Source organism: Mycobacterium neumannii (genome assembly GCF_002245615.1).
GTDB classification, from domain to species: domain Bacteria; phylum Actinomycetota; class Actinomycetes; order Mycobacteriales; family Mycobacteriaceae; genus Mycobacterium; species Mycobacterium neumannii_A.
In genome coordinates this window covers 12,253-26,792 of sequence record NZ_NKCO01000009.1, presented here as the reverse complement: position 1 = coordinate 26,792, position 14,540 = coordinate 12,253, and the positions used below count along the sequence as shown (strand labels likewise).

The following is a 14,540-nucleotide window of genomic DNA, read 5'->3' as shown; positions in this document are numbered from 1 at the left end:
TGTCGCAGCGATATTACCCGTGCTGCGTTGGCCTCTCTTGTCGGACGGAGTTGCCCAGACGTGGCGTCCGGAAACGCATGCGACGTGGTCTGAGCTGGTCAGCAGTGCTTGAGCGGTAGAGTGACCGGGTGCGACGAGCGGGCAGGCCACGGTCGAGTGGTGAGCCGGGCGTCAAGGTGGACGCCCGCAGCGAGCGCTGGCGCGAACACCGCAAAAAGGTGCGCGCCGAGATCGTCGACGCCGCCTTCCGCGCCATCGACCGGCTGGGTCCTAGCGTCAGCGTGCGCGAGATCGCCGAAGAGGCCGGCACCGCCAAACCCAAGATCTACCGCCACTTCACCGACAAGTCCGACATGTTCGGCGAGATCGGCCAGCGCATGCGAGACATGTTGTGGGCGGCGATCATCCCGTCGATCGATGTGGAGCATGACTCCGCGCGCCAGATCGTCGGGCGTGGCGTCGGGCATTACGTCGAGCTGGTCGAGCAGCATCCCAACGTGGTGCGGTTCCTGTTGCAGGGTCGGTTCGCCGACAAGTCAGCAGCCGCGATGACGACCGTCAACCGGGGCAGCGAGATCACGCTCGCCGTCGCCGACATGATCAGCGAGGAACTCAAGGATCTGGCGCCGGATCCGGCAGCCTTCGAGCTCGCGGCGTACGCAATCTTCGGTACCGCGGCATCGGCGACGGACTGGTGGCTGGGCGACGATGACGACGGCACCCGCCGCATGCCCGCCGATCAGTTCGTCGCGCACATGACCACGATCATGGTGGGCGCGATCAACGGCACCGCCGAGCTGCTCGGCATCCAGATTGACCCTGACCAGCCGATTAACACCGCCGTTCGCAAGCAGCAGCCCGTCGCCTGACTTCGGCGTTGACACCACTTCGCGCGGACCGGAGACTGGAAAGTACCCAGTACCGGCGTTCCCAGGATGTGCCCACCACGTAGGGTGCACGCGCCAACTGGGGTAATAGGGGAGACCATGACGGTTGCCGAGCAGACGGCCGAGGACACCACTGCCCAACAACCGGTGCACACCCGCGCACTGATCATCGGCACCGGCTTCTCCGGTCTCGGAATGGCCATTGCGCTGCAACGCCAGAACGTCGACTTCCTGATGCTGGAGAAGGCCGACGAGATCGGTGGCACCTGGCGCGACAACACCTACCCCGGGTGCGCCTGCGACATCCCGTCGCACATGTACTCGTTCTCGTTCGAGCCCAAGGCCGACTGGCGTCACATGTGGTCGTTCCAGCCGGAGATCTTCGATTACCTCAAGGGCGTGACCGAAAAGTACGGGCTGCGTCGCTACATCCGCTTCGGTGCCCACGTCGACCGTGCCCATTGGGACGACAACGAACTGCGCTGGCACGTCTTCACCAAGGACGGGCGCGAGTTCGTCGCGCAGTTCGTCGTCTCCGGGGCGGGCGGCCTGCATATCCCGTTCGTCCCGGAATTCCCCGGGCTCGACGAATTCGCCGGTGCCACTTTTCATTCCGCCGAGTGGGACCATGACGTCGATCTGACCGGCAAACGGGTGGCGGTGATCGGCACCGGTGCGAGTGCGATTCAGATCGTGCCGGAGATTGTCAAGGACGTCGGCGCGCTGCACCTGTATCAGCGCACGCCGGCATGGGTGATGCCGCGGCCCAACAACCCGATTCCGCGATGGGCGCGCGACCTCTTCACCAACGTGCCCGGCACCCGGCAACTGATGCGGGCGGCCATCTACTGGATCCACGAGGGCGTCGGTTTCGCGATGACGCGCGAGCCGCGGCTGCTGAAAATCGGTGAGCTGCTGGGTAAGTGGAACATCAACAAGTCGATCAAGGACCGCGAGTTGCGCCGCAAGCTGACGCCGAACTACCGGGCCGGGTGTAAGCGAATCCTGAACTCCGACACGTACTATCGCGGCATCGCCGATCCGAAGACCGACGTCGTCACCGACGCCATTGCGCGGTTCACGCCGACGGGCATCGTCACCGCCGACGGCGTCGAAAGGGAAACCGACGTCGTCGTGTTCGCCACCGGATTCCACGTCACCGACTCCTATACGTACGTCCACATCAAGGGCCCGCGTGGCGAGGACCTAGTGGACCGCTGGAACCGCGAGGGCATCGCGGCGCTGCGCGGCATCACGGTCGCCGACATGCCGAACCTGTTCTTTCTGCTCGGGCCCAACACCGCGCTGGGGCACAACTCGGTGGTGTTCATGATCGAATCGCAGATCCGCTACGCCGCGCAGGCGATCGCGGCCGTCGACCGGGCCGGCGCGCAGGCGTTGACGCCGACCCGCGAGGCGCAGGACAGCTACAACGAGCAGCTGCAGGACGAACTGTCCGGGACCGTGTGGAGCACCGGCGGCTGTCAGAGCTGGTATCTCGACGAGCACGGCGTGAACCGGACGCTGTGGAGCGGCATGACATGGCAGTACTGGTTGGCCACCCGCAAGTTCGACAAATCGGAGTATCGGTTCTTCGGCGGGCAGCGCGCGTCGCTGGCTGCCTAGTGTGCGCCGAGATCGCGATTTCGGCCGAAACAGCGCGCAGAGTCGATCAGAATGCCCACGGGCGGCAGCGGTAACTCGTCGGCGGGAACGACACGCCAACACACGATGTTGTGTTAGCCGTGGATGTCGTCCCCCAGGGGTAGTGTCGATGTCGGGCGACAGAACCGCGTCAAGCGGACCAAAGACCAGGTGAAATGGGGTTCTCGTGAGTGATGGCATGAAGCTGATTGACCGTGTCTCGGCGATCAACTGGAACCGTCTCCAGGACGAGAAGGATGCCGAGGTCTGGGACCGGCTGACGGGCAACTTCTGGTTGCCGGAGAAGGTGCCGGTCTCCAATGACATTCCGTCGTGGAACACGCTCAACGACCACGAGAAGCAGCTGACGATGCGGGTGTTCACCGGCCTGACGCTGCTCGACACGATTCAGGGCACGGTCGGGGCGGTCAGCCTGATCCCCGACGCGCTGACCCCGCACGAGGAAGCCGTCTACACCAACATCGCGTTCATGGAGTCGGTGCACGCGCGCAGCTACAGCAACATCTTCTCCACGTTGTGCTCGACGGCCGAGATCGACGACGCGTTCCGCTGGTCGGAGGAGAACCCGAACCTGCAGCGCAAAGCCGAGATCGTCATGCAGTACTACAAGGGTGACGAGCCGCTCAAGCGCAAGGTGGCCTCGACGCTGCTGGAGAGCTTCCTGTTCTACTCCGGGTTCTACCTGCCGATGTACTGGAGCAGCCGGGCCAAGCTGACCAACACCGCCGACATGATCCGGTTGATCATTCGCGACGAGGCTGTGCACGGCTACTACATCGGCTACAAGTTCCAGCGCGGTCTGGCGCTCGAGGACGCGGCCACGCAGGCCGAACTGAAGGACTACACGTACGAGCTGCTGTTCGAGCTCTACGACAACGAGGTCGAGTACACCCAGGACCTCTACGACGGAGTCGGTCTGACCGAGGACGTCAAGAAGTTCCTGCGCTACAACGCCAACAAGGCGCTGATGAACCTCGGCTACGAGGCGTTGTTCCCGCGCGACGAGACCGACGTCAACCCGGCGATCCTGTCGGCGCTGTCGCCTAACGCCGACGAGAACCACGACTTCTTCTCGGGGTCGGGGTCGAGCTACGTGATCGGCAAGGCCGTCGTCACCGAAGACGAGGACTGGGACTTCTAGCCGGCTACGAGGTCAGTCCGGATTAACGCCGAACAGGCGCGCGCGCAGCACCATAACGAAGTCCTCCATCACCTGGACATGGCCGGGCATCCATTGGCGAGGCCGGGTGTCCCAGGCGATGAGCGTGCCGATCGTGTGTCCCTGGGCGTCCGTCAGGGGGAAGCCCGCGTAAGCCACGACGACGCCCTCCTTCACCGCCCAATGGTCGCGCAGTAGCGGTTCCTTCCGGGCATCGGCGACGACGAGCGGCTTGCCGGTGACGAGAACCTCGCGTCCGAGAGAACCCTTCAAAGGGCCTTGACGTCTGACTGCCATTTCGCCGGTCAGACCGATTGCGCTGCACATGAACTGGGTGTCGCGATCGATCAGTGTCACCGCGGCTGACGGCACCCCGACCGCGGTCACCACCATGCCGACGATGCGGTCGAGGCTGCGGGCGCGTTCCGCGTTGAGCAAACCACTGTCATAGAGCGCGCGCAGTCGGTCGGGGTCGGAGATGACGGCACCCTCGGCGAGGGCTGTGACCGGGTCGTGCGTGTCCAGGTTCAACGTTTTGACGTGCGCCATGAGTTCGCGCACATCGCCCTCACCGCGGCGCGCCCGTTCGATGATCATCCGAGCGGCGACGGCGCGGCCGATGTATGTCTCGATGGATTCGCCGACCCTGTCTGCCTCCTCGATCAGAGCGGCATTCAGCCACTCGTCGAAGCCCGGCAACGTCGGCGCCATGGCGTCAACGCTACGCGCAGCGGGTGCAATTATCCCGCGTCGGAAAGCGCATTCGTTTCGCCGAACTGACCATGGCGAGCGCGCGGCGCATCACTTCGAACAACGGGCTGCGCGACTCCGTTCGACGGCAGATTACGCCGGTCACCCGAAACGCGTATTCGTCGCCTACACCGGCGAGATGCGCTCGCCATCAGAAACCCTGGCGGTGCGGTGTGGCGGTTCCCAAACCGTCCGACATGCCGTGCATTGCAGTGTCATTCGTGTGCCAGCCGCGTGGGCAGCCGCAGCCGGAGTCGGCTCATGCGAAAAGGGCGCGTGTGTGCCGGTAACCCGGACCACGTTCAGCGCTCACGGATCTATCGAGAAAAGGCGAACCCCGCTGCGTTGTGGCTTATCGTGGCGTCACAACCGATCAGCGAAGGGGACGGGGGAAGGGCGCCGATGTTGGTGGGCGGTCCGAGCCAGTCTGACGTGGAGTTCAGCGGGTCGCACTCGGTAACTCGACTCGCCGAGCAGTCCGCGGTAACAGCGTTTCTGGACAGCGCTGCCGTCTCTGCGACGGGGCTGATCATCGACGGGGAACCGGGAATCGGCAAGACGACGCTGTATCGTGACGCTGTCAGGGCCGCTTCGGCTCGCGGGTTCAAAGTCATGACAGCACAAGGTGATCCGGGCGAAGTGACATTTTCCTTCGCTGCCCTTTCGGATCTCCTCGCAGGTGTCGATCACGAATCATTCGAGTGTCTGTCCTCGACGCAGCGAGCGATGGTGAACAGCCTTCTGCTTCACGATCATGCGCCCGCTGCGACCGACGAACGGGGCGCGGCGGCGGCGTTTCAGTCGGTTGTGCAGTGGTTGTCGGCCCGCACACCGGTACTGATCGCGATCGACGACGGGCAGTGGCTCGACACACCGAGCGCCACGGCCATCCGGTACGTAGCGCGGCGGGTGCAGGGACCCATCGGCGTCCTCGTCACCACCCGCAGCGGAGAGCCCGGATCCCTTGAAGCGCAGATACGGCTGCAGATGGCTCATCCGGACGCCCTCCGCCGCGTCCACATGACGCCACTGACCATGGGCGGCCTTCACGCGCTGGTCACCAAACGTCACGGCAAAGTCCTGCCCCGCCCGCAAATGCGCAGAATCCAAGAAATCTCCGGCGGCAACCCGTTTTACGCCCTGGAACTGGTCCGAGCCGTGGAAGACGGCCGCGGGATCGACGGGACGCTTCCGGAGACGCTGGCCGCGATCGTCGCGGCCCGGCTGCAAGGACTGGAACAGGAGGCAGCCCCGCTGCTGCTCGCCGCCGCCTGCGCGGCGAAACCGACCGTTGAGATGGTCTCCCAAGCGACGGGAGTCGACGAAGAACGCGTCGTGGAACTGCTGGAACGCGGGGAGGCCGCACACGTCGTCGCCGTCGTCGGGACCGCCATCGAGTTCTCGCATGCCCTGCTGTCGGCCGGTGTTTACGACGCCGCCCAACCTGCAGACCGCCGAGCGATGCACCGCCGACTGGCTGAGCTCGTCGACGCACCGGAACTCAAGGCCCGCCATCTCGCGCTGGCGGCTACCAGCGCCGACCCGGCAACTCTGGCGGCCCTCGACGCCGCCGCAGTCGCGACCCGCGAGCACGGGGCACCGACCGCCGCAGCCGAACTCGTCGAACTTGCGATCGCGCTCGGTGGTGACGACCCCATACGGCGGATCCTCGCCGCGCGCTATCACTTCGACGCCGGTGCCATCGCCGCGGCGCGCCAGCACCTCAAGGGACTCTCTGACGACCTTCCGACAGGTGCCATCCGCGGTGCGGTGGTGATCCTGCAGGGCGCGATCGACGGTTACGACGGTTCGTTCACCGCCGCCGTGGAGGGTTTGACCCGGGGCTTGGAGGACGCTGTCGAGAGCCCGCACCTTCGACTCCAGGCGCTGATGACTCTCGCACCCGCCACCGGTATCACGGGCGACTTCGAGCAGGCGCTCGCCTACGCACGGGAGGCCGTCGACGTCGCCGACCAGATTCCCGACACGGCTTTTCAGAGCCAAGCGCGCGCCTTGGCGGCCATGCTGCACTTCCAGTACGGGCGAGGCGTCGAGGAACACACGATCACCGAGGCCCTCCGCCTGCAAGGCAGCACACCGTTTGGCCACGTCCACCATCGAGCCGACGCGGTCAAAGCCGTGATCGACGCCGGCACCGGCGATCTGCAGCAGGCACAGCAGGTGATACAGGCCCTGAGGGAGCACGCCGCCGATCGAGGCAACGAGATCGACGCGATCTGGGTCGACACCCAGGCGACGATGATCAACATCTGGTCAGGCCGATATGACGATGCCGCCACGATCGCCGAAGAGGCGACCCGACGAGCCGAAGAGATCGACGGCCACCACCCCCGGGTGTTCGCGGCGAGTTGCCGCGCCGCAGTCGCCGCCCACACCGGACGTGAACAAGAAGCCCGCGAGGCGGCGGACCTGGCGATCGCCCTAGCGCACGCAACCGGCGGAATCTATTTGGCCCGATCGCCTCTCACCAGCCTCGGATTCCTCGAGACCTCGCTCGGGAACTACACCGCGGCGATCAACGCCTTCGAGCCTCTGCTGCGCACGTTCGACCCCGCCCATGACACCGAGCTGATCAGCGGCGGCTACCTTCCCGACGCCATCGAAGCCTTGACCGCACTTGGCAGACTCGACGAGGCGCAGCCGCTGATCGAGGCCCTTGAAACGAACGGGAACCGACTCCAGCGGCCGTGGATGCTCGCCACCGGCGCGCGAGGACGCTGTCTATGGCTTGCCGCGCGAGGCGATCTGCCGGCTGCCGAGGCGACGGCTCTCACCGCGCTCGAACACCACCGCGAACTACCCATGCCGTTCGAGACGGCCCGCACCCGGTTGGTGTTGGGTCAGATACAGCGGCGACGACGCCACCGAAAGCCGGCCGAGGACCACCTGGTGGCCGCCCATCACGCTTTCGAACGGCTCGGTGCACCGTTGTGGCTGCGTCGCGCCGCCGCCGAGCTGAACCATCTGAAGCGCAGTACGACTCGTGGCGCGGGCCTCACACCGGCCGAAGAGCGCGTTGCGCGCCGTGCCGCAGACGGGTTGTCCAACCGGGAGATCGCTGCAGAACTTTTCATATCGCCGAAGACGGTCGAGATGAACTTGAGCAATGTCTACCGAAAACTCGGCATCCGCTCCCGCTCCCAGCTGCACACTCATCTGCCGGACGCCAATACCAGGGAAATCCCCGGTACATAAATCGTCGGTAATCAATAGTCTCCGGTGGTGACCACTCATCTCGACCGGCAACGCTGCTTCCTCACCGAGTGGTATCAACCGCGGCTCAGAACCTCGGACCTCGAGGCCCTCACCACCGCACTCGAGCACAGCGCGGGGGGGATGGTCGCCGAGGGCGAGCCCATCGAACTGATCATCACGGTGGCCGCGGCCGGCGATGAGATTCTCTACGGAGTCTTCCGCTCCGATACCGCCGAAACCGTCGCGCGCATGTGCCGACAAGCCGGTCTGCCAGCCGATCGCATCAGCGTCGTCCACGCCCGCCTCACCGCGGGGCGCGAACTCTGAAGGACAGCAGCCGCGCGTCGCCGCCAAGGCCAGGGAAATCCCTATATTCCCTGGACCTGGCAGCGCATAGCGTCAACTCTGCTCCGTGAGCCGCGGAGGGGACGGCTCACGGAGCTCGATTTATCGGGTTGCGCTGCGTGGTCGGCACGGCCGGTGTGGCCGAAGACGAGGACTGGGACCTCGAAACATGCACCGACCGGCCGACTTCGTAGGAAATCGGCCTGTCACGATCAGCCCCGTGAGACGATTCCCGGCTGAAGGTAGTGGCGTAGCACGACGGTGGAGACGGGCATGATTCGGCGGGCAGTGACGGCTTTGGGTCTCTCCATTCTCGGTGCGGTGGTCCTGGCGCCGCCGGCGGCGGCCGATACGGGACAGCTGGTGCTTCTCCAGTCGGGCACGATCCGCTGCCTGGTGAGTGCTGACGACGTGAAGCGCGGCGGTGGACCGATAGTGGTATGTCAGCGTGTCGACGGCCAACCATGGGGTCAGGCTCCGTGGGAGACATCGAAATTCAACAACCGGCTCAACCTCGCCGTTGTGCGTGGCACCGGTCAAATGTACTGGGAGCGGGGCGTCGTCCCCGCAGCGAACGAAACCCCCGGCGGAGACATCGTCGTGGACGCCGGGCAGACATATCACGTCGACGGCTGGACCATTCAAGACGAGAATCTGCGGACCCGCATCACTTATGACGCCACCGGTCACGGACTTTTCGTCAACGCCGGAGACGTTCGCCAATTCTGATCGGCCCTACGGCGTCTGACAACCGGTCCTATGAGCGCAGTGACTGCGTATCGATCACGAAGCGGTAGCGCACATCGCTGGCCACCACCCGCTCATAGGCCTCGTTGATGTAATCGGGTGTGATGACCTCGATCTCGGGTCGCACGCCGTGCTCGGCGCAGAAGTCGAGCATCTCCTGCGTTTCGGCGATGCTGCCGATCAGTGAGCCGGCGAGGCGGCGCCGTCCGGAGATCAGCGCGCCGGCGGGTACCGACATGGGCTGCTCCGGCATACCCAGCTCGACCATCGTGCCGTCGAGTGCGAGCAGTCCGAGATAGCGGCCCAAGTTGAGGTTGGCCGACACCGTGTTCAGGATCAGGTCGAACGATCCGCGCAGCGTGGAGAACGTCTCCGGGTCGGAGGTTGCGTAGTACTCGTCGGCACCAAGGCGCAGCCCGTCCTCCATCTTCTTCAGCGACTGGCTCAGCACCGTCACATGTGCGCCCATCGCGTGCGCGAGCTTGACGCCCATGTGGCCCAGCCCGCCCAGACCGATGACCGCCACGCGGGTTCCCGGACCCGCATTCCAGTGGCGCAGAGGCGAATACAATGTGATCCCTGCGCACAGCAGCGGCGCCGCCGCGTCGAGCGGGAGGCTGTCGGGGATGCGCAGCACATAGTTCTCGTCCACCACGATCGCGCCGCTGTAGCCGCCCTGTGTCGGCTCACCGTCACGACCGATCGCGTTGTAGGTGCCGACCATGCCCTTGGCGCAGTACTGTTCCTCGCCCGCGCGACACTGCGCGCATTCGCGGCAGGAATCGACGAAGCAACCGACGCCGACGCGGTCGCCGACCCTGAATCCCGTGACCTCCGAACCGACCTCGGTGACGATACCGGCGATCTCGTGCCCGGGAACCACGGGATAGTTCGCGCGGCCCCACTCGTCGCGGACGGTGTGAATGTCGGAATGACAGATGCCCGCGAAGTGGATGTCGAACGCCACGTCGTGCGGTCCGACCTCGCGTCGGGTGATGGTGGTCTTGACCAGTGGTTCGGACGCCGACGGTGCGGCATATGCGGCAACGGTGCTCATTACGACCTTCTTCTTTTCGTTCCGATCGACTATCGACAAAGCCGTCGCTGACACTGCGACCGGCCTGCAACGACCAACAGGGCCGCTTGCCCCGATGATTCCTGCCGAAGCTGTGAGTTTTCTCCCAGGCCCGCTAGAGACCGGTGGCCCGGAACGCCCCGTTGAACGACAGCCGTTCGTATCGCGCGACGCCGGCGGCCGTATAGGGATCGCGGTCGACGACGTCCTGCGCCTGCTCGGCATCCATTTCGCCGGTGATCAGAACTGCGCCCGACTCGTCCTCCAGGCGGCCCGCCAACACGATCCGGCCGACGCTGACCTCGTTCTTGAGCCATTCGAGGTGGGCGGGCCGGGTCTCGTTGACGACCTCGGGCGGTTGCAGATAGGTCGATTTCAGGACGTGGAACACGCCGACAACGCTAATTGATCGGAGCGTTGAGCCATTGCAGGTCGGCGAGCATGCCGCGTGCGGCCACGATGTTCTCCCCGGTCTGCCACACCTCGTTGTTGACCGCGAAGACCCGGCCGTCCCGCGTCGCGCCCAGCTTCTTCCACGCATCGCTCTCGAACACCGCGGGCGCGCGGTCGCGCGCAGACGGCGAGTCAAAGGACACGTAGACGATGTCGCCGTCGGCGATCGACAGGTCGGGATCGTCTCCGAGATCCGTGTCGGTGACTCCCACCTCGATGTAGGGCTTGTCGGTGAAGCGTTGTGTCACAGGGCGATCGACGCCGACATCGGCCAGCACGCTGCCCGGGAAGGTCTCGACGCCGAAGACGCGCATCGTGGTGTCGGTGAACTGCACGACCGACGCCTGGAAGTGGGTGGCGTCGTTGTCGGCGCCGGTCTTGTCGGCCGCGCGCTCGAATCCCTCGACCAACCCGTTCGCGGCGTCCTGTCGTCCGGTCGCGGCGCCCACGATGCGCAGGTTGTCCTGCCACGCCGCGCCGGGCGGGCCGGAGAACACCGTCGGGGCGATGTCGGACAGTGGCCCGAAGGCTTCCGGCGTCAACGCCTGAGAACCGAGGATCAGGTCGGGTGCGGCTGCGCGGATGCCGTCGAGGTCCGGTTCGCTGCGGGTGCCGACGCCCGGCACGTCGTGGATGACCTGGCCCAGGTACGACGGCTGGCTATCGGAGCCGTCGGGCAGCGCCGCGGCCACGATCTGCGACTGCAGTCCCAACGCGCACAGAGCGTCGAGCTGGTCGCCCGACAGCACCACGATGCGCTGTGGGTCGGCGCGTACCAGCGTCTCGCCCGCGGCGTGGCGCACCATGCGCTCGGGGGGTCCCGGGTCCACCGGTGCCGGTTCAGCCGGACACGATTCGTCGGGGCGCCGCTGATTGCCCAGCACCCCGGCGCCGGCGATGCTCGTCGTGCTGGTGACGATCGTCTGCGGGGCGGCGGTGTCTGACGACTCCCCATCGGGGGACCCGCAGCCGCTCATCACGGTCATGCCGACCGCGGTCGCGAGCGCGGCCAGGCCCAGCATCCTGGCGGCGACGAGGGCCCTGCGCGCTCGGCCGATCAACACGTCGCCGACGGTAACATCCGGCCAGCTCCCGGGCCGAAAGCCGTGTGCTGGCCGATTACGACGCTTTGTAGGACCCCCGAGCATTCATGATCGGAGGCCCGCTAGGATTCATCGAGACAACCCCGGGATGTCCCGACCTGGATGTATGGAGGACCTGTTGGTAGCCGAAGCGCCCCCTATCGGAGAACTCGAGGTACGGCGTCCGTTCCCGGAGCGACTCGGCCCCAAGGGCAACCTGATCTACAAGCTCATCACCACCACCGATCACAAGATGATCGGCATCATGTACTGCGTCGCCTGCTTCATCTTCTTCTTCATCGGCGGGCTGATGGCGCTGTTCATGCGGACCGAGCTGGCGATGCCGGGACTGCAGTTCCTGTCCAACGAGCAGTTCAACCAGCTGTTCACCATGCACGGCACGGTGATGTTGCTGTTCTACGCGACGCCAATCGTGTTCGGCTTCGCCAACCTGGTGCTGCCGCTGCAGATCGGCGCCCCCGACGTCGCGTTCCCCCGGCTGAACGCCCTGTCGTTCTGGCTGTTCGTGTTCGGCGCCCTGATCGCGATCTCCGGTTTCATCACCCCCGGTGGTGCGGCCGACTTCGGCTGGACGGCGTACGCGCCGCTGAGCAACGCGATCCACTCACCGGGCGCCGGCGGTGACCTGTGGATCCTGGGTCTGGCCATTTCGGGTCTGGGCACCATCCTCGGCGGCGTGAACATGATCACGACTGTGGTGTGCATGCGCGCACCCGGTATGACGATGTTCCGGATGCCGATCTTCACCTGGAACATCCTGGTGACGTCGATCCTGGTGCTGCTGGCCTTCCCGTTGCTGACCGCCGCGCTGTTCGGGCTGGCGGCCGACCGGCATCTCGGCGCGCACATCTACGATCCCGCCAACGGCGGTGTGCTGTTGTATCAGCACTTGTTCTGGTACTTCGGCCACCCCGAGGTGTACATCATCGCGCTGCCGTTCTTCGGCATCGTCAGCGAGATCTTCCCGGTGTTCAGCCGCAAGCCGATCTTCGGCTACACCACGCTGATCTACGCGACCATCGCGATCGCGGCGCTGTCGATCGCGGTGTGGGCACACCACATGTACGCCACGGGTGCGGTGTTGTTGCCCTTCTTCTCGTTCATGACGTTCCTGATCGCCGTGCCTACGGGTATCAAGTTCTTCAACTGGATAGGCACGATGTGGAAGGGCCAGTTGACATTCGAGTCACCGATGCTGTTCTCGATCGGGTTCCTGCTGACGTTCCTGCTGGGCGGTCTGTCGGGCGTGCTGCTGGCCAGCCCGCCGCTGGACTTCCACGTCACAGACAGCTACTTCGTCATCGCGCACTTCCACTACGTGCTGTTCGGCACGATCGTGTTCGCGACCTACGCCGGAATCTACTTCTGGTTCCCGAAGATGACGGGCCGGTTGCTCGACGAACGGTTGGGCAAGCTGCACTTCTGGCTGACGTTCATCGGGTTCCACGTCACGTTCCTGGTGCAGCACTGGGTGGGCGACGAGGGTATGCCGCGCCGGTATGCGGACTACCTGCCGACCGACGGGTTCACCACGCTCAACGTCGTGTCGACCATCGGGGCCTTCATCCTGGGCATCTCGACGCTGCCGTTCGTGTGGAACATCTTCAAGAGCTGGCGCTACGGCGAGCCGGTGACCGTCGACGATCCGTGGGGTTACGGCAACTCGCTGGAGTGGGCGACGTCGTGCCCGCCGCCGCGGCACAACTTCACCGAGCTGCCCCGAATCCGCTCGGAGCGACCCGCGTTCGAGCTGCACTACCCGCACATGGTGGAGCGGATGCGCGCGGAGGCACACGTCGGACGCAGCCATGGGCCCGCGGACGGCGATGTGACCCGGCTGGACGACGCGAACGTTCGTACCTGACACGATTGCGGCATGACCGGTAAATCACGCGAACGCGCATCGCTGCTGATCACGGTCACCGGCCGCGACCAGCCCGGCGTCACCTCGGCGTTGTTCGAGGTGCTGTCGCGTCACCAGGTCGAGCTGCTCAACGTCGAACAGGTCGTGATTCGCGGCCGGCTGACCCTGGGTGTGCTGGTCGCGGGATCGGCGGAAGTCGCGGGAAGCGCCGAGCTTCGTGACGCCGTGACGGCGGCGATCCGCGAAGTGGGCCTGGACGTCACGATCGAACGCAGCGACGGCGAGCCGGTCATGCGGGAACCGTCGACGCACACGATCGTCGTCCTCGGTCGTCCGATCACCGCCGAGGAGTTCGGGGTGGTGGCCCGCGAACTCGCGCGGCTCGAGGTCAACATCGACACGATCGGTGGCATATCGGATTACCCGGTGACGGGATTGGAGCTGCGGGTCTCGGTGCCGTCGCGCGCGGTCTATGACGAACTGCAGCAGACGCTGGCGCGCGTGGCGGTCGCCCAGGAGATCGACGTCGCGCTCGAGGATTTCAGCCTGACGCGACGAGCCAAGCGGCTCATCGTTTTCGACGTCGACTCGACCCTGATCCAGGGTGAGGTGATCGAAATGCTGGCGGCCAAGGTGGGTGCCGAGGCCGCGGTCGCCGAGGTCACCGAGGCCGCCATGCGCGGCGAACTCGACTTCGCCGAATCCCTGCACCGGCGCGTGGCGACACTCGCCGGCCTGCCCGCGTCCGTGCTCGACGACGTCGCCGACCAGATCGAGTTGACGCCCGGTGCCCGTACCACGCTGCGCACGCTTCGGCGGCTGGGATACCACTGCGGCATCGTGTCCGGCGGCTTCCGTCAGGTCATCGAACCGCTGGCACACGAGCTGATGATGGATTTCGTCGCCGCGAACGAACTCGAGATTGTCGACGGCAAATTGACCGGCCGGGTGATCGGCCCCGTCATCGACCGGGCCGGAAAAGCCAAGGCGCTCAGGGATTTCGCGCAGCAGGCCGGTGTGCCGATGGAGCAGACGGTGGCCGTCGGCGACGGTGCCAACGACATCGATATGCTCGCCGCCGCGGGTCTGGGTGTGGCGTTCAACGCCAAGCCCGCGCTGCGGGAGGTCGCCAACGCGTCGCTGAGCCAGCCGTACCTGGACACCGTGCTGTTCATCCTCGGTATCACGCGCGGTGAGATCGAGGCCGCCGATGCCGTCGACGGTGTGGTGCGCCGCGTCGAGATCCCCGACTGAACGGGGGCTTTTCGTGGGGCGC

Annotated in this window: 12 protein-coding genes; 8 read left to right on the top strand and 4 right to left on the bottom strand. The window is 65.6% G+C overall.

Annotated elements, in window-relative coordinates:
* Positions 1-128 precede the first annotated feature (128 nt).
* The 3 genes from CEX88_RS12590 (at position 129) to nrdF (ending at position 3,693) form a co-directional block, all read left to right on the top strand.
* Positions 129-869 carry a TetR/AcrR family transcriptional regulator gene (locus tag CEX88_RS12590; RefSeq protein ID WP_094293723.1) on the top strand — a complete coding sequence of 247 codons (741 nt, stop codon included), beginning with the start codon at positions 129-131 and terminating at the stop codon, positions 867-869.
* A 117-nt stretch (positions 870-986) separates the two neighbouring features.
* The gene (locus CEX88_RS12585) at positions 987-2,513 is read left to right on the top strand and encodes a flavin-containing monooxygenase (RefSeq protein WP_094293722.1); all 1,527 of its coding nucleotides are present in this window, start codon (positions 987-989) and stop codon (positions 2,511-2,513) included.
* A 217-nt stretch (positions 2,514-2,730) separates the two neighbouring features.
* The gene (gene nrdF / locus CEX88_RS12580) at positions 2,731-3,693 is read left to right on the top strand and encodes a class 1b ribonucleoside-diphosphate reductase subunit beta (protein WP_064398421.1); all 963 of its coding nucleotides are present in this window, start codon (positions 2,731-2,733) and stop codon (positions 3,691-3,693) included.
* A 12-nt stretch (positions 3,694-3,705) separates the two neighbouring features.
* Here the strand turns inward: nrdF and CEX88_RS12575 are convergent, their stop codons facing one another.
* Positions 3,706-4,422, bottom strand: coding sequence for a GAF domain-containing protein (locus CEX88_RS12575; protein ID WP_094293721.1), 717 nt, complete (start codon positions 4,420-4,422; stop codon positions 3,706-3,708).
* 300 nt (positions 4,423-4,722) lie between these two features.
* Here CEX88_RS12575 and CEX88_RS12570 point away from each other — a divergent pair, with 300 nt between their 5' ends.
* The 3 genes from CEX88_RS12570 to CEX88_RS12560 all read left to right on the top strand — a co-directional run bounded on the left by CEX88_RS12570 (position 4,723) and on the right by CEX88_RS12560 (position 8,751).
* A complete protein-coding gene (locus CEX88_RS12570; protein WP_094293720.1) occupies positions 4,723-7,677 on the top strand; it encodes a helix-turn-helix transcriptional regulator in 2,955 nt (984 codons plus the stop codon).
* A gap of 27 nt (positions 7,678-7,704) precedes the next feature.
* Positions 7,705-8,004, top strand: coding sequence for a hypothetical protein (locus CEX88_RS12565; RefSeq protein WP_126315879.1), 300 nt, complete (start codon positions 7,705-7,707; stop codon positions 8,002-8,004).
* A gap of 291 nt (positions 8,005-8,295) precedes the next feature.
* Positions 8,296-8,751, top strand: a complete 456-nt coding sequence (locus tag CEX88_RS12560) for a hypothetical protein (protein WP_094288015.1) — start codon at positions 8,296-8,298, stop codon at positions 8,749-8,751.
* 28 nt (positions 8,752-8,779) lie between these two features.
* On the opposite strand, the gene CEX88_RS12555 is transcribed toward CEX88_RS12560, so the two are convergent.
* The 3 genes from CEX88_RS12555 to CEX88_RS12545 all read right to left on the bottom strand — a co-directional run bounded on the left by CEX88_RS12555 (position 8,780) and on the right by CEX88_RS12545 (position 11,319).
* Positions 8,780-9,826, bottom strand: a complete 1,047-nt coding sequence (locus tag CEX88_RS12555; RefSeq protein WP_094287993.1) for an NAD(P)-dependent alcohol dehydrogenase — start codon at positions 9,824-9,826, stop codon at positions 8,780-8,782.
* 133 nt (positions 9,827-9,959) lie between these two features.
* Positions 9,960-10,235 carry a YciI family protein gene (locus tag CEX88_RS12550; RefSeq protein ID WP_094293719.1) on the bottom strand — a complete coding sequence of 92 codons (276 nt, stop codon included), beginning with the start codon at positions 10,233-10,235 and terminating at the stop codon, positions 9,960-9,962.
* Between the two features lie 10 nt (positions 10,236-10,245).
* Positions 10,246-11,319 carry an iron-siderophore ABC transporter substrate-binding protein gene (locus CEX88_RS12545; RefSeq protein ID WP_202931484.1) on the bottom strand — a complete coding sequence of 358 codons (1,074 nt, stop codon included), beginning with the start codon at positions 11,317-11,319 and terminating at the stop codon, positions 10,246-10,248.
* 199 nt (positions 11,320-11,518) lie between these two features.
* On the opposite strand from CEX88_RS12545, the gene ctaD reads away from it, so the two are divergent.
* Together ctaD and serB are read left to right on the top strand one after the other, a co-directional pair.
* Positions 11,519-13,264: an aa3-type cytochrome oxidase subunit I gene (gene ctaD, locus CEX88_RS12540; RefSeq protein WP_064398845.1), complete on the top strand. Its 1,746-nt coding sequence runs from the start codon at positions 11,519-11,521 to the stop codon at positions 13,262-13,264.
* Positions 13,265-13,276: 12 nt separating this feature from the next.
* A complete protein-coding gene (gene serB, locus CEX88_RS12535; RefSeq protein ID WP_066845098.1) occupies positions 13,277-14,518 on the top strand; it encodes a phosphoserine phosphatase SerB in 1,242 nt (413 codons plus the stop codon).
* The last annotated feature ends 22 nt before the right edge of the window (positions 14,519-14,540 follow it).